Origin of the sequence: Limnobaculum xujianqingii, assembly GCF_013394855.1 — a bacterium.
Taxonomy (GTDB): domain Bacteria; phylum Pseudomonadota; class Gammaproteobacteria; order Enterobacterales; family Enterobacteriaceae; genus Limnobaculum; species Limnobaculum xujianqingii.
The window spans coordinates 1,505,676-1,521,951 of sequence record NZ_JABMLK010000002.1 but is presented as its reverse complement, the minus strand read 5'-3'; the positions used below and the strand labels follow the sequence as shown (position 1 = coordinate 1,521,951).

Genomic DNA, 16,276 nt, shown 5'->3' with positions numbered 1-16,276 from the left:
CGGATGGAGTGTGAGAGCGGATGATAACCAATTTTAAACCGACTGGCGAATCTGGTCATTCACCTCGCATCCTTGAAATTTATCAGCCAGACTTAAACCAAAGACGTAGTCTACGCCGCAATTGTGCTTTACACTGCGCGTTGCAAAAACTGAGTGAATAAACGATTAAGTAGGCGGTAATGGCGATGAATGGAACAATCACAACGTGGTTTGAAGATAAAGGTTTTGGATTTATCAAAGATGAAAACGGTGATAACCGTTATTTTCATGTGATTAAAGTCGCCAATCCTGATCTGATTAAGAAAGATGCGGCGGTAACTTTCGAACCCACGACTAATAACAACGGTTTGTCAGCTCATTCTGTAAAAGTCATCCCGGAAAGCAAATACATCTATATCGCGGGCGAGCGCCTTAAACTTACATCGATCAGATCTTATCTGGTTTACAGCGAAGAAGTATCAGCCGATCCCCATATTGATAAAGACAATGTGGTGATGTCTGTAGGTATACTGATGAATAGTATCAGACCGAAATCAGCTACTAAGCCTGGCGAAATGCGTACGCTGAAGAAGCTGGCAATCACCACCTTTCAGGGAACAACCTTAATCTTCTCGGAAGATGAGATAGATGTGGATGCCACAGTGAAACTGCTCGAAGGTCTGAAATAATTCAGGCAGTAATGAAAACCGCATAACAGACGAAACCTAATCAATCGGCACCAATGGATATTCCGGTCGTAAAATCTGAAGTGTTCATATTCACTTTGTGCTCGACCGGAAGACCGTCTGTACTTAGCTATGGAGCGCGTTGGGCCTGGCCGGGCTACGGGCACTTCGTTGGCTAACGCCAAGTCGACCCCCACGCCCGTCCCTCCCAACGATTGACTATTTTAAAGGGCTAAACTGAACTAGCTGACTTTATCATCTAAAAAACGCCTGACGTCATATTCACGCTCTGGTAACTATATCAATGCACCTTATCCACCAACAACGTCTCCAGCAGATCCAGGTCATACAGCACCTTCTGTAGCGTCTCGTTGCTGATTTTGCGAGTTGCCCGCAGGTGGTAAAGCTCACCGCGTTCAGCTCTTAGTGCCGTTAAACGAAAACGTCGTTCCAGTTGCTCATCTTCCAACGCCCGGGCACGTTCATCATTGGTATAAATCCGCTTGCGTAAAGTACCAATAACTCTTGAACTGACCTCGGTTAGCATATGTGGATCAACGTTCTCTTCACTACTGGCTTCAATGCGGTCGCGTAGTTTCTCCAGACTCACTATCCCAACTTCCGCCATAGATGCCCAGGCCACTCGCACCTCTTCCTCCAGCGTAGCCTTGTCGGTAACCACTAACCCTCTAAGCAGCAGAGGCAAAAGAATCACCCCCATCACCAGAGAAAACAGAATGACTCCCGTGGCTAAAAACACTAATTGATAACGAGCAGGGAAAGGAAGGCCGCTGGTTAACAGCAACGGTATTGAGAGCACACCTGCTAACGTAATAGCGCCACGAACCCCGGCGAAAGTAGCAATAAAGATTTCACGTGCGCCATAGGTAGCAAATAGTAGAGGATGCTTTTTGAGGAAGCGCTTACTGTAAACTTTCATCAACCAGATCCACAGGAAGCGCATAATCATCAGCGCAAAATAGATCCAGACGATATCCATAAACAGGTGCCAGACTTCAACATTAGGGTCGCTTTCCGCCTGCAGTATTGAAGCAGAAAGGATATCCGGCAGTTGCAGCCCCAACATGATGAACACCATGCCGTTAAACACAAACTCCAACATCGCCCAAACGCTATTACCTCTTAACCGCATAGTCAAAGGTGCGTTACGAATAACACCGGACTGGCTGATAGTCATGCCCGCCGCTACCGATGCCAAAATTCCCGAGAAGCCAAGGTGTTCCGCCACCAGATAAGAAGCAAAAGGCAGCAATAACATCAATACAATTTGCGTTGCCGGGTCATCACTACTCCAACGGCTAAGCAGACGTAAAGATTTACTGTATAGCCAGGTAATGGCAATACCCGATAACACACCGCCAACAGCAACAATGAAAAAGTCCACTGTTGCACCATAAACCGTAAACTCCATGACTCCCATGGCGACAGCAACTGCCAGTTTAAGAGAAACCAGACCGGAAGCATCGTTCATTAATGCTTCCCCTTCCAGAACCCCCATGATGGATTTAGGGATCTTACCTTCGCCTACTATGCCGCCTAACGCTACTGCATCCGTCGGCGACAATACAGCGGCCAGCGCAAACGCTGCTACCAGCGGAATACTTGGAATAATCAGATGAATCAAATAACCAACGCCGACTACCGTTAACACCACCAGCACTAACGCTAATCCTAAAATTTCACGACCGTGATGCAAAAACTCGCGCAACGGAGTACGCCAACCGTCGGCAAACAGCAAAGGAGGAATAAACAGAACCAAAAACAGCTCAGGGTCAAAATTGACGTGCAAGCCAAAAGTTGGCCAGGCCAATAGCGCACCACAGGCTATTTGCATCAAAGGAAGAGGGATCTGGAAAGGTAACATTCGGGTAACCACCCCCGAAAGAGAAACTACCAAAATTAAAATCAGAATCGTAAAAAATATTTCCATACATCCCTCATAACTACCGGACAAAACACCCCTGCCACCTATTAAAAAAGCGGTAGTAATAAAATAGCACCATACCTTTTATAGCTAAAAGTAAAATGTGCCTTTTACAATGCAACTCGTATATCAGGTAAGTACAGCAGAAATAAAGAGAGAAAACAGAAAAAAGAGAAGGAATTTAAAATCAGTATGTGTTTTAAAATAACCAATCGGAGGGAGAGCTTTACAGGCTAACGCCTGCCCTTCGGGGCAACGCAAGCGTTGTCCGTTGGGGTCGGCTTGGCGTAAGCCAACGACAAACAGGCAAAGCCTGTTTGAACAGCGCTAGCGCTGGCCCGAAGGGCAAAACACCGGAGGTGTTTTGTAACGGCCCCTAGGAAAGGTAGGCCCGACGCACTCCAGAGCTGAGTACAATGTATTTGCTAACCACACTTAGTGAATATTTGAGCACATCATTCCTATGGTCTGAATATTCATTGATGTCGATTAATTAGGCTTCACTGATTTACCCCAAACATGATAAAACAGCAAAGCCAGTCAGAAAATAGCGTTAAATAGCCCAACCACCAACGTAAAAAGTCACTAGCGCCGCAGCAATCAGCACAATACTAATATTCAGCTTTCTCCACTCACCTGAGCAGACACGGCCAATTACCAGAGAAGCGAAGCCCAGCATGATACCGGTTACGATGTTGCTGGTTAATACGATAAATACCGCACAAATCAACCCAGCCATCGCATCAACGAAGTCGTCAAAATCCAAACGAGCAACGTTACTCAGCATCAGTAAACCAACATACATTAACGCAGGTGCCGTGGCATAACCCGGAACCAGACCGGCTAATGGGGAGAAGAACAGCAGCAGCAGGAACAGTACGCCAACCACCAGAGCAGTTAATCCCGTACGTCCACCCGCAGCGGTACCTGCAGCAGACTCAATATAAACGGCAGCAGGAGACGCCCCCACCAGACCAGATAACATACTGCTGACGGAGTCCGTTGTCAGTGCACGACCGCCGTTGATGATCTGACCATCTTTGTCCAACAGGTTAGCCTGTCCGGCAACCGCACGGATAGTACCGGTCGCATCAAACACTGCCGTCATTACCAGCGCCAGAATACTCGGCAGAACTGCCAGTTGCAGAGCGCCCATAATATCCAGACTGAAAATCAGTGAGGTACCATCTTTTGCCACCAGTGATGGCATTGAACTCATACCTTTATAGGTTACCGCCGGATCGAAGATCAGACCCAATGCAGAGATGGCCACAATCACCAGCAGAATACCACCCGGTACTTTCAGGCGTTCTAAACCAATAATCACTGCCAGACCAATAAAGGCAATCATCACAGGAAATGAGGTGAAATCACCAAACTGTACCGGTAAACCCGCGCCAGGGTTTTTCACTACGGCACCAATACCGCTGGTGGCAATCATCAGCAGGAACAGCCCGATACCAATACCGGTACCATGCGCAATTCCGATAGGAATATTACGCAGAATCCATGCACGAATGCCGGTAGCAGAGATCAGGGTAAACAGTACCCCCATCAGGAACACGGCGCCCAGCACCACAGGAATAGAAAGCCCTTGCCCTAATACCAGACTAAACGCAGTAAATGCGGTAAGAGAGATAGCACAACCTACCGCCATAGGTAAGTTAGCCCACAGGCCCATAGCTAAAGAGCCCAGCCCCGCAACCAGACAAGTGGCAACAAACACGGTTTCAACCGGAAAACCCGCTTGTCCTAACAGACTCGGAACCACTACGATGGAGTAAACCATCGCCAGAAAAGTTGTCAGGCCAGCCAAAATTTCCTGACGGACGCTACTGCCCCGAGCAGAAATCTTAAAATAACGGTCAAGAGAACCTTTCTGATCGGAAGAACTCATGTCCCGATCGTTAACATTCGACATTGGTGATGTCCTCAAAAGGAGTAAAAATCAGTATAAATAATTAAGGCAAACGATTATCTGAGCTTATATACCCCCATTTCAACTTTTATTATCAAATTTTGAGAGATTTTTACGCGGGAGGTAACTTGAAGAAACAAAAACCGCTTATTGTTGTGTTATTCAGTAACAAAACAACAATAAGCGGACTAATAAAATATGCTGAATGTTTAGCCCAAAGTTAGTGCATCATCGACACACCCAAAAAGAACAGACAGGCTAATAGAGGAAGACCTAAAAGCACCAATTCAATAATTCTGACGACCGGATTAAACTCCTTGCCTTCCGGCAAACGATATAGCGAAATGGCATTCACCAGTAAAGCGATAAACGCAATAAAACCGGCAACAAACACATCAACCAATACTACGCTTAAAGTCCAACCCAGCTCATCCCCAGCCAGACCTGATGCCAGTAATTTTTGATGCTGCGACCACTGCCACAGGTACAAGGCAAAGGGTACCAGCAGAGATAATGCGCCTAAAATCCAGGAAATGCGTCTTAGCATGAATAAAACCTTAAATTAAAAATGAAATTAGCCCAAAAGAGATAAATGAATAACTGCTTAGCATTTGGCCCGGTTATCCCGGCTCTGAATTCTATTGCGAGAATTCAGCTACTATAGCAATTAATAGCCTCGGGGAAATCCCCTGAAAGGAGGAATTGGCTACTCGCCACCTCCAGACAACATTCTGTATGTTGCTCACCCATCGTTATTCCTAAATTTTTATATTATTTTTACGCTTTTCAAATGTCTTTTATCAAAATCTTTGCACTCCGGCAGCTACCCTTCTCGTACTACCCATAAAGATTCCATTCAGGAAATTATCATGAGCCTAAGTCTGATTGTCGGAGTGTTAATTGTTATTGCACTACTCGGCTACCTCATTTATGCACTGTTTCATGCGGAGGATTTCTAATGACCATCACTCTGCTACTTACTATCGCCGCATTTCTAACCATATTAATCATTCTGTCACTACCTTTAAGCCGTTTACTGGTTCGACTCATTGATGGCGAATTGCCTCACCATATCATGCAGATAGAAAAGAAACTGTGGCGCTGCGGTACCGTTAAGCCTAAAGAGATGACTAAATACCAGTATGCCCTGGCCATTCTGGTATTTAATCTCTGCGGTCTTATCTTGCTGTTTGTCTTATTGATGACTCAGGCATGGCTTCCCCTCAACCCGGAGAAGATGCCGAACCTGTCATGGCATCTTGCACTGAATACCGCCGCTAGTTTTATCACTAATACTAACTGGCAAGCCTATAGCGGCGAAAACACTCTCAGCTATTTCAGCCAAATGGTTGGCTTAACGGTACAAAACTTTTTATCCGCAGCTACCGGTATTGCTGTTGCCTTGGTCTTTATTCGCGCTTTTAGCCGTAAATTATCCCCAACGGTCGGTAATGCCTGGGTCGATTTGACACGAATCGTTATTTATCTTCTGTTACCGCTTTCTTTGCTGCTGGCACTATTTTTTGTCAGTCAGGGGGTCATCCAAAATGTCAGCCCTTACCTTCATCTGACAACATTGGAAGGAGTACCGCAAGTTTTGCCAATGGGGGCCAGTTGCTTCACAGGAAGCAATAAAATTACTGGGAACTAATGGCGGTGGATTCTTTGGCGCTAATTCAGCTCATCCATTTGAAAACCCAACGGCCCTCAGCAACATGGCTCAGATGCTGGCGATATTCCTAATCCCTTGTGCTCTGTGTATGGCTTTTGGTCGTGCCGTTGGTGATACCCGCCAAAGTAATGCACTTTTATGGTGTATGTCGCTGATCTTTATCGTAGCGGTTATCGCAGTTTTTTATGCCGAGCTGAACGGCCCCGATTACCTGGCAGTTTCAAGATTAAGCAGTGACATCAACATGGAAGGTAAAGAGAGCCGCTTTGGCTTAGTCGCCTCTGTACTATACGCGGTGGTCACCACCGCAGCTTCATGTGGAGCGGTGAACGCCATGCATGATTCTTTCACTGCCCTTGGAGGAATGGTTCCACTCTGGCTGATGCAAATTGGCGAAGTCATCTTTGGCGGCGTGGGTTCAGGTCTTTACGGTATGTTGCTGTTTGTTTTGCTGACAGTATTTGTCTCCGGATTAATGATTGGCCGTAGCCCCGAGTATTTAGGCAAAAAGATCGAAAGTTCTGAAATAAAAATGACCGCTTTAGCAATACTGGTTACACCAACTCTGGTGCTGGTGGGAACAGCTCTGGCAGTGAGCGTTGATGCAGGTAAAACCGCTATTCTTAATCCTGGTGCTCATGGTTTTACCGAAATCCTGTATGCCCTTTCCTCTGCAGCCAACAATAACGGTAGCGCTTTTGCCGGACTTAGCGTCAATACCCCATTCTATAACCTGCTACTTGCACTGGTGATGCTGGTCGGCCGTTTTGGTGTCATTGTGCCGGTATTAGCTATCGCAGGATCGTTGGCAGAGAAGAAACAACAGCCAGCCAGTAGCGGAACATTACCCACTCACGGCCCCGTATTTATCTGTCTGTTAATTGGCACCATTTTACTGGTGGGAGCCTTAACCTTTGTTCCTGCGCTGGCGCTGGGGCCAATTGCTGAATACCTTCAGTTTTAACTCCGCAGATAAACCAAAGAGAAATCATTATGACTCGTCAACACAACACATTATTTGCGGCCAAACTGGTACAGCAATCGTTGAAAGAAGCGGTAAAAAAACTGGACCCCCGTGTTCAATGGCATAATCCGGTGATGTTTGTAGTCTATTTGGGAAGCCTGATGGCCACGGCTATCTGGCTGGCGATTATGGCTGATGCCGTTAACGGTAATGCGCTGTTTACCGGCAGTATTGCCCTATGGCTATGGTTTACCGTTTTGTTTGCCAATTTAGCTGAAGCACTGGCAGAAGGTCGCAGTAAAGCTCAGGCCGAAAGCCTGAAGGGCGTTAAGAAAACCAGTTGGGCCACCAGATTATCAGAACCTCATCCGGACGCATCTTCTGAGCAAGTCACATCGGAACAGCTGCAAAAAGGCGATATCGTACTGGTTAAAGCCGGGGAAATCATTCCCTGCGACGGTGAAATCGTTGAGGGAGGAGCTTCCGTTGATGAAAGTGCTATCACTGGTGAATCAGCTCCAGTTATTCGTGAAGCTGGTGGTGACTTCTCATCCGTTACAGGAGGTACTCACCTTCTGTCTGACTGGTTAATCATTCGTAGCACTGTTAATCAGGGGGAAACCTTTCTGGATAGAATGATCGCCATGGTTGAAGGCGCTAAACGTCGTAAAACGCCAAATGAAGTGGCGCTGAGTATTTTACTCATTGCCTTAACCATTGTGTTTCTGGTAGCAACAGTCACTATTCTGCCATTCTCTATCTTCAGCGTTGAAAGTAGCCATTCAGGAACTGCGGTTGGCGTAATTACCCTGATAGCGCTGTTAGTTTGTCTGATCCCTACCACCATTGGCGGTTTGCTGTCTGCCATTGGTGTTGCCGGTATGAGCAGAATGTTGGAGGCCAATGTTATCGCCACCAGCGGTCGTGCCGTGGAGGCCGCGGGTGATGTCGATGTTTTATTGCTGGATAAAACCGGGACCATCACCTTAGGAAACCGTCAGGCATCGGAATTTTTACCAGTCCACGGAGTCAGTGAAAAAGCGCTGGCGGATGCAGCCCAACTCGCCTCATTGGCCGATGAAACACCAGAGGGACGCAGCATAGTAATACTGGCAAAACAGCGCTTTAATCTGCGTGAACGGGATATCAACAATCTGAATGCCTCCTTTATTCCTTTCTCAGCACAAACCCGGATGAGCGGCGTTAATATTCAGGATAGAAAAATACGCAAAGGTGCCGTTGATGCGATTCGTAACTATATGCAGTCTAATCAGGTGGCGTTTCCGGCAGAGGTTAACGAACTGGTAGAACGAGTCGCTCGTACTGGTGGAACGCCGTTAGTCGTGGCTGATAACCTTGCTGTTTTGGGCGTCGTCGCCCTGAAAGATATTGTTAAAGGCGGCATCAAAGAGCGTTTCGCTCAGTTACGCTTAATGGGTATAAAAACCGTGATGATTACCGGCGACAATCATCTGACTGCTGGTGCTATTGCCGCAGAAGCCGGCGTAGATGATTTTCTGTCGGAAGCAACGCCAGAAGCTAAGTTAGCCCTAATTCGTCAATACCAGGCCGAAGGCCGACTGGTCGCCATGACCGGCGATGGTACCAATGATGCCCCGGCACTGGCTCAGGCTGATGTCGCCGTTGCCATGAATTCAGGTACTCAGGCGGCTAAAGAGGCAGGAAACATGGTGGATCTGGACTCAAACCCTACCAAACTGATTGAAGTGGTACACATTGGCAAACAGATGTTAATGACCCGAGGCGCACTAACTACTTTCAGTATATCCAATGACGTTGCCAAATATTTCGCCATTATTCCAGCCGCATTTGCAGCAACCTATCCTCAGCTTAATATGCTGAATATTATGCATTTAAGTACGCCAGCCTCGGCTATTCTTTCTGCCGTTATCTTTAATGCTCTGATTATCATTTTCCTGATCCCGCTGGCACTAAAAGGCGTGAGCTATAAGTCAATGACTGCTCCGGCATTGTTGCGTCGCAATTTATTTATCTATGGATTGGGTGGTTTGTTGGTGCCATTTGTTGGTATCAAACTGCTCGATATGTTGCTAACTCTGATTGGTCTGGCATAACACCTTAAACAGGATATCTGTATATGAATTATTTACGTCCTTCTATCGTGCTTTTGTTATTTATCACGCTGATTACCGGACTAATTTATCCTCTGGCGGTAACCGGACTGGCTCATTTATTCTTCCCTCAACAGTCTAATGGCTCGTTAATAACGGTACAGAACAAAGTCGTAGGCTCAGCCCTGATTGGGCAAACTTTCAGTCAGGCGGGTTACTTCAGTGGTCGACCATCGGCCACCAGCTCCGAACCCTATAATCCGCTCGCATCCGAAGGCAGTAACCTGGCTGGCAGTAACCCATTGTTAAAACAGCGTATTGATACCGATATTCAACGATTACGCCAGTCAAATCCTGAAGCGGTTACCCCAGTTCCGGCCGAGCTGGTTCTGGCATCTGCCAGTGGGTTAGATCCACATATTACGCCACAGAGTGCCGAATTTCAGGTACAGAGGATCGCATCTGCCCGCCATTTAACACCAGAGCAGATTAGACAATTAATTAAATTGCATACACAAACACCGCTGAGTATTCTCGGTGAACCCGTAGTCAATGTGCTTGAGCTAAATTTAGCTCTGGATAACGCAACTCAGGTGGGGCAATAAACATCGTTATGTCAGATAATGAAATTCAGCGGCCCGATCCGGACCAATTGCTTGCACAGGTGTATGACGAGAGCCGGGGCAAGTTGAAAATATTTTTTGGTGCCTGTGCCGGGGTAGGAAAAACCTATGCCATGTTGCAGGAAGCGCAACGCCTGAAAGCTCAGGGGTTGGATGTAGTAGCCGGAATTATTGAAACTCACGGGCGTGATGAAACAGCCGCTCTGCTGGATGGACTGGAAACACTGCCATTAAAACGAATTCAGCTACGTAGCCACCAAAACAGAGAATTCGATCTTGATGCTGCCCTTGCTCGTCATCCGGCAGTGATACTGATTGATGAACTGGCTCACACTAACGCCTCCGGATCGCGCCATCCTAAACGCTGGCAGGATGTAGAAGAGCTATTGAATGCCGGCATTGATGTTTTCACTACGATCAATGTTCAGCATCTGGAAAGCCTGAACGATGTCGTCGGTAGTATTACCGGTATTCGGGTACGGGAAACCGTGCCCGACCATATGTTTGATGGTGCTACTGACGTTATTCTGGTGGATATTCCACCGGACGATCTTCGTCAGCGCCTGAATGAGGGTAAGGTATATCTGCCCGGGCAGGCTGAACGGGCAATTGAACACTTCTTTCGCAAAGGGAATCTGATTGCCCTGCGAGAGTTGGCACTACGCCGAACCGCCGATCGGGTAGATGAGCAGATGCAAGCCTACCGAAAATCCGGTGAAAAGGAGCGAGTGTGGCATACCCGAGACGCCATTTTGCTGTGTATCGGCCGTCATTCCGGTAGTGATAAATTAGTCAGAGCAGCTGCCCGACTGGCGGCCAAGCGGGGCTGCATTTGGCATGCAGTATATGTTGAAACTCCACGACTGCATAAAATGCCTAAACGCCAACGGCGTGCGATTCTGATGTCTCTCAAGCTGGCACAAGAGCTGGGGGCAGAAACGGCAACCCTCTCCGATCCCAACGAGGAACAAGCTATTTTGCGCTACGCCCGGGAACACAATCTGGGAAAAATTCTAATCGGTCGCCGCAGTGAACAGCGTTGGAAATTGCGAGGTAGCTTTGCCGATCGCTTGGGGAAATTAGGGCCAGACCTCGATCTGGTGATTATTGCTGTAGAAGATACGCCTAATCCATCACCTGCTAAAGAGAATGATAGCCGCCCGATTACCGAGAAATGGCGGTTGGAACTGTGTGGCTGTGCCATTGCTATTTTACTCTGCTCTTTGATTACTTTGCTGGCTCAATGGCAGCTGCCTATGTTCGATCTGGCGAATATAGTCATGATCTATTTGCTCGGCGTAGTTATCATCGCCCTGTTTTATGGTCGCTGGCCATCTGTTTTTGCCACAATAATTAACGTTGCCAGCTTCGATCTGTTTTTTGTTCAGCCCCGCTGGTCACTGTCAGTCACCGATGCTCAATATGTCGTTACTTTTTGCGTCATGTTAAGTGTTGGGCTGGTTATCGGTAACCTGACTTCCGGTGTGCGCTATCAGGCAAAAGTTGCCAGGCTACGCGAACAACGCGCCCGGCATCTGTATGAAATGTCAAAAGTCCTTAGTCAGGCACTAACTATTGAGGATATTGCTAACAGTAGCGAGCGCTTTATTAACAGCAGTTTTAACGCCAAAAGCCGATTATTACTACCAGACCGGAATAACACATTACAGCAAGTGAAATCAGACCATCAGTTATCGATGGTGATTGATGAATCCATCGCTCACTGGTGTTTTGATAAACGCCAGCCTGCAGGCTCTGGCACCGATACCTTACCCAGTGTTCCTTATCAATTACAGCCATTGATCAGCCAAAATAGAACGCTGGGAGTTTTAGCCATTGAACCCACCAGCCTGAGACAACTTATGGTGCCGGAACAGCAGCGACTGCTGCAAACCTATAGCGTTCTCATCTCTAATGCTCTTGAACGGCTATACTTGATTCAAACTGCCGAGGAGGCAAAACTAAGTTCAGAACGGGAGCAGCTACGTAATTCTCTGCTGGCGGCATTATCCCACGACCTGCGAACCCCATTAACGGTATTACTGGGGCAAACCGATATGCTGGCATCCGACCTGAAAAGAAATCATCTCCCTCACTATCAGCAGGCCGAAAAGATTCGTCAGTATATTTTGAGTACGGCCCAGTTGGTCAATAACTTACTGGATATGGCTCGCATTCAGTCCGGAGGTTTTACACTAAAAAAAGAGTGGCAATCGCTGGAGGAAATCGTTGGCAGCGCTCTGCATACCCTGGAAGGGATACTGGAAAAAAATCACGTCATTATTCATATCCCATTAGATCTACCGCTGATTAATTGCGATTCATCTCTGCTTGAACGCGTTTTTCTCAATCTTCTGGAAAATGCGGTGAAGTACGCAGGTCCACAGGCCACTATTAATATTAGCGCGACTGTTCAACCAGAACAGCAGGCTATTGAAGTGATTGTACGAGATAACGGTACCGGCATTATTCACGGGCAGGAACAGGCAATATTTGATAAATTTTCCCGAGGCAACAAAGAGTCGGCCATCCACGGCATTGGACTTGGTCTGGCTATTTGTCAGGCTATTATTCATTTTCACGGTGGTAGTATCAGTGCAGAAAATGCTCCTGATGGTGGAGCCTGGTTCTATTTCACTTTACCTTTGGAACCACAACCCGAAATTATAACCAGTATGGAAGAATCATGACTCAACCCTCACTATCGATTCTTATTGTAGAAGATGAAAAAGAGATAAGGCGTTTTGTCCGGGCCGCACTGGAAAATGAAAACTGCCGGGTTTACGAAAGTGAAACGCTACAACGTGGGTTGATGGAGGCCGCCACCCGTAAACCAGACCTGATTATTCTGGATCTGGGGCTGCCCGATGGTAACGGTTTGGACTTTATTATCGACCTGCGTCAATGGAGTTCGGTGCCAATCATCGTACTTTCTGCCCGTATCGCTGAAGAGGATAAAGTGCAAGCGCTGGACGCAGGTGCCGACGACTATCTGGTGAAGCCTTTTGGTATCAGTGAATTAATGGCCCGAGTGCGAGTGGCATTACGACATCGCTCCAACAACGGTAAAGATGAGCCTGTTATCAACTTTTCAGATATCAGCGTTGATTTAGTCAATCGTCAGGTACTAAAAGCAGGGGAAGTCATTCATCTGACGCCAATCGAATTCCGGCTGTTGGCGGAGCTATTAGCAAATACCGGCAAAGTATTAACCCAGCGCCAGTTGCTCAATAGTGTTTGGGGGCCTAATAGTGTTGAACATGGTCATTATTTACGTATCTATATGGGGCACCTGCGACAAAAGCTGGAGCAGGATCCCGCTCGCCCCAAACACCTGCTGACTGAAATTGGAGTCGGATATCGCTTTATGCCCTGACCTCTTCCGATTCAGGGTAACTGAGCGCCATTTCACAGGCTAGCTCCCCCACTCGTTTAATAGCTGCAATATAATGCTCATTGAAGGTGTAACAATAGGATAGACGAAACGCATTCGCGTAGCGCCCATTAGGTGAAAACAGCATTCCTGGTGTCAGGCTGATATGTTCTGCCAGCGCAGCATGAAACAACTTTACTCCATCAACATTCAACGGAAGTTCCACCCATAATACAAAGCCTCCGGAAGGCTGAGTTGCTCTGGTTCCCTGAGGAAAATAGCGGGCGATTAATCCCCGAGCTTCCTGCATCTGAAAAGCATAGCGTTTTCTCAGCCCGCGTAAATGGTGATCGTATCCACCAGTGGTCAGAAACTGCCCCAGCGTTTCCGCCAGAACTGTTGGTTCAGACATGGATGAAAGCGCTTTTAACCGGCGCAGTTTTTCTGCATAACGCCCACCCGACATCCAGCCAATACGAAAGTCCGCAGCCAAAGTCTTAGTAAAACTGGTACAAAAAATCACCCAGCCATCTTTATCAAAAGCTTTTACCGCAGGCAACAGGTCGCCAGAAAACTGTAATTCCGAGTAAAGCCCGTCTTCAATCATGGGAACCTGATATTGATTAACCAGTTTCGCTAAACGTTGTCTGGACTCTATTGGCATACTGCAACCCAGTGGGTTTTGTACGCTGGGCATCAGCATCAAGGCGTCAATTTTTTTCTCTTTCAATAATGCTTCAACGGCATCAACCGAAATGCCATGCTGTGAGTCAGTTGGAATCTCTACCGCGTTCAATCCCAACATCGCCACCATAGAAATCATATAGAAATAGGTTGGTGACTCCAGCCCGACACAGTCCCCCGGTTTAGTAACCGCGCGCAGAGCCAACTGCAGTGCTTCCAGACAACCATGGGTCAAAATAATATCATCAGCGCTAAGCGACATTCCCAGCAAAGGCGTTCTGCGGGCGATCTGCTGCCGCAGCCTCAAGCTGCCTGGAGGCAGGCTATAAGTGCCAATCATATTGGGTCGGGAACGTAACAATTGATTTAAAATACGGGACAGTTTCTTTGCCGGATAAAACTCCTCACCAACCGGACAGGCTAAAGAGATATCAGTAAATTTAGGATTCTGCTGCGCGGCAAAAACCATATCGATCAAATCCAGCACTTCCAACTTAGGGGAAGAGACTGGGGTCACCGGCATCACCACTTTATTAACTTCCGGCAACCGCGCTCTGACGTAATAACCAGATTGCGGACGAGCTTCAATAACACCGAGATCTTCCAGATTACGATAGGCTGCCAGCACCGTATTGATACTTACATTACGATTACGTGCCGCATGCCGAACTGAAGGTAACCTGTCTCCTGCCTGTAAAACGCCACGACGAATTGATTCAACAACACCATCAGCAACCTGCAGATATAACGATAAATCATGATTATCTGGCATTAATGATCTCCGGAAAAAAGCATGAAGAATTCCATACGCTATCACAACTGTATCCATTAAAATATCAGTTTTCTGTATCTGTTACCTTTAATTCGTCCCCCCTATTATATCGTGACCACCTGTGATAATTAGTACAGAGACAGCCATGATAGATTTCGCCTTAATCAGTTATATCGTTGTAATGAGTATTACCCCAGGCCCAAATAATCTGATGCTGGCAACATCGGGTGTTAACTTCGGCCTGCGCCGTACTATGCCGCATTTAGTGGGTATTAGCCTCGGCTGTGGCGTGTTATGTCTTTGTATTACTCTCTCTTTCAGCGTAATTTTGAATAACATTTCATCCATCCGCCTGCCGTTGGCGATCTTTGGTTGTACCTACCTGCTGTGGTTATCCTGGAAGATCTGGCTGGCAGGAAGCCCGGAAGGGAAAGCACACGCCCATCCCATGTCGATGGTAGGTGCAATGTTGTTCCAATGGGTTAACCCAAAAGCCTGGTTAATGCTGGTCAATGCCGCCATTCTGTTTAGCTCGCGGGAAATGGATATCACCATGAGTGCTTTGCTGCTTTCTGCTGCATTTACCGTTGTTGGCTTTCCCTGTGTTTATGTATGGGCGCTAATGGGTGACAAACTGCGGGAAACGCTGCAAATTGGCTGGCGATTACGGTTGTTTAACGGTGTGATGGCTGGTTCACTGGCATTGACTGCTTTTTGGTTATTGTGGGATGAATGGAGAACTTTTCAAACCTTAGTGTAATTATCCACGCCGATAGCGTTCTGGCGTAGTTCCGGCATTATGCTGAAACATAGCAATAAACGCCGATGCAGAACTGTAACCTACTTCCAACGCCACATCCTGTACGGTTTTTCCCTGTTCCAGCAGGGAAATGCCATACAGAAAACGTAACCGCTGTCGCCACTCACTAAATGACATTCCCAACTCCTGATTACAACGGCGAGCCAACGTACGTTCGGTGGTATAGACTCGTTTTGCCCACTGGGCCAGAGAAGTATTATCTGATGGATTAGCTTCCAGAGCCTGAAGGACAGGCGCCAGGTATTTATCATCGCTGCCGGGTAACCAGGTATGTTGTACTGGAGCTACCGATAGTTGATCCACCAGAACCCGACAAAGGCGACGGTCCGCATGATTTAGCGGCACCATAATATTGCGTTCAAAGCAGGATTCTACAATCGCACTGCATATGGTTCCCATATTCAATACGCAGGGTTGCTCCGGCATTTCACCACAAAAACGGGCCGTAATATTAATGGAGCGAAATCGGGTTGGCCTGCGGTTATAGCTGGAATGTTCCATACCCGCAGGGATCCAGATAGCAAAACCACAAGGTGCTAAAAAACGCTGTCCGCCAATATTCAGGGCAAATACCCCTGACTTTACGCAAATGACTTGCCCCCACTCGTGAGAGTGAGCGAGAAACTCGGTATTAGCATTCACCTCTTCACTACGAAAAAACAGAATACTGTCAGGATGCGATTCTGTAGATGCAAAACGCTGTTCTCCGGGCATAGCTCTCCACCGGGTTTAACCAGGATTGTCTGA

Annotated in this window: 12 protein-coding genes and 1 pseudogene; 8 read left to right on the top strand and 5 right to left on the bottom strand. The window is 47.2% G+C overall.

Going from position 1 to position 16,276, the window contains the following annotated elements:
- Positions 1-179: 179 nt before the first annotated feature.
- Positions 180-668 (top strand): cold-shock protein, encoded by a 489-nt coding sequence (locus GOL65_RS21015; RefSeq protein WP_140920214.1) that lies wholly within the window; start codon positions 180-182, stop codon positions 666-668.
- Positions 669-966: 298 nt separating this feature from the next.
- Here GOL65_RS21015 and GOL65_RS21010 read toward each other — a convergent pair whose 3' ends face one another.
- The 3 genes from GOL65_RS21010 to GOL65_RS21000 all read right to left on the bottom strand — a co-directional run bounded on the left by GOL65_RS21010 (position 967) and on the right by GOL65_RS21000 (position 5,075).
- On the bottom strand, positions 967-2,616 hold the full coding sequence (locus tag GOL65_RS21010) for a Na+/H+ antiporter (protein ID WP_140920215.1): 1,650 nt from the start codon (positions 2,614-2,616) through the stop codon (positions 967-969).
- Positions 2,617-3,163: 547 nt separating this feature from the next.
- Positions 3,164-4,507: an NCS2 family permease gene (locus GOL65_RS21005; RefSeq protein ID WP_140920276.1), complete on the bottom strand. Its 1,344-nt coding sequence runs from the start codon at positions 4,505-4,507 to the stop codon at positions 3,164-3,166.
- Between the two features lie 241 nt (positions 4,508-4,748).
- The gene (locus GOL65_RS21000) at positions 4,749-5,075 is read right to left on the bottom strand and encodes a 1,4-dihydroxy-2-naphthoate prenyltransferase (RefSeq protein ID WP_140920216.1); all 327 of its coding nucleotides are present in this window, start codon (positions 5,073-5,075) and stop codon (positions 4,749-4,751) included.
- Between the two features lie 322 nt (positions 5,076-5,397).
- On the opposite strand from GOL65_RS21000, the gene kdpF reads away from it, so the two are divergent.
- The 6 genes and pseudogenes from kdpF to kdpE all read left to right on the top strand — a co-directional run bounded on the left by kdpF (position 5,398) and on the right by kdpE (position 13,256).
- Complete coding sequence (gene kdpF / locus GOL65_RS20995) at positions 5,398-5,487, top strand: K(+)-transporting ATPase subunit F (RefSeq protein ID WP_140920217.1); 90 nt, start codon at positions 5,398-5,400, stop codon at positions 5,485-5,487.
- A pseudogene (gene kdpA / locus GOL65_RS20990) lies at positions 5,487-7,164 on the top strand (potassium-transporting ATPase subunit KdpA). Before kdpF ends, kdpA begins: the two are co-directional and overlap by 1 nt.
- A gap of 29 nt (positions 7,165-7,193) precedes the next feature.
- Complete coding sequence (gene kdpB / locus GOL65_RS20985; RefSeq protein WP_179038523.1) at positions 7,194-9,260, top strand: potassium-transporting ATPase subunit KdpB; 2,067 nt, start codon at positions 7,194-7,196, stop codon at positions 9,258-9,260.
- Between the two features lie 23 nt (positions 9,261-9,283).
- Complete coding sequence (kdpC, locus tag GOL65_RS20980; protein ID WP_140920219.1) at positions 9,284-9,862, top strand: potassium-transporting ATPase subunit KdpC; 579 nt, start codon at positions 9,284-9,286, stop codon at positions 9,860-9,862.
- Between the two features lie 8 nt (positions 9,863-9,870).
- Entirely contained in the window at positions 9,871-12,570 is a 2,700-nt protein-coding gene (gene kdpD, locus GOL65_RS20975; RefSeq protein ID WP_140920220.1) for a two-component system sensor histidine kinase KdpD, read from the top strand.
- Positions 12,567-13,256 (top strand): two-component system response regulator KdpE, encoded by a 690-nt coding sequence (gene kdpE, locus GOL65_RS20970; protein ID WP_140920221.1) that lies wholly within the window; start codon positions 12,567-12,569, stop codon positions 13,254-13,256. The genes kdpD and kdpE overlap by 4 nt, the downstream gene beginning before the upstream one ends.
- Here kdpE and GOL65_RS20965 read toward each other — a convergent pair.
- On the bottom strand, positions 13,246-14,709 hold the full coding sequence (locus GOL65_RS20965; RefSeq protein ID WP_140920222.1) for an aminotransferase-like domain-containing protein: 1,464 nt from the start codon (positions 14,707-14,709) through the stop codon (positions 13,246-13,248). The genes kdpE and GOL65_RS20965 overlap by 11 nt on opposite strands.
- 145 nt (positions 14,710-14,854) lie before the next feature.
- On the opposite strand from GOL65_RS20965, the gene GOL65_RS20960 reads away from it, so the two are divergent.
- Positions 14,855-15,469, top strand: coding sequence for a LysE family translocator (locus GOL65_RS20960; protein ID WP_140920223.1), 615 nt, complete (start codon positions 14,855-14,857; stop codon positions 15,467-15,469).
- Here the strand turns inward: GOL65_RS20960 and GOL65_RS20955 are convergent, their stop codons facing one another.
- Complete coding sequence (locus GOL65_RS20955; RefSeq protein WP_140920224.1) at positions 15,470-16,243, bottom strand: AraC family transcriptional regulator; 774 nt, start codon at positions 16,241-16,243, stop codon at positions 15,470-15,472.
- Between the last annotated feature and the right edge of the window lie 33 nt (positions 16,244-16,276).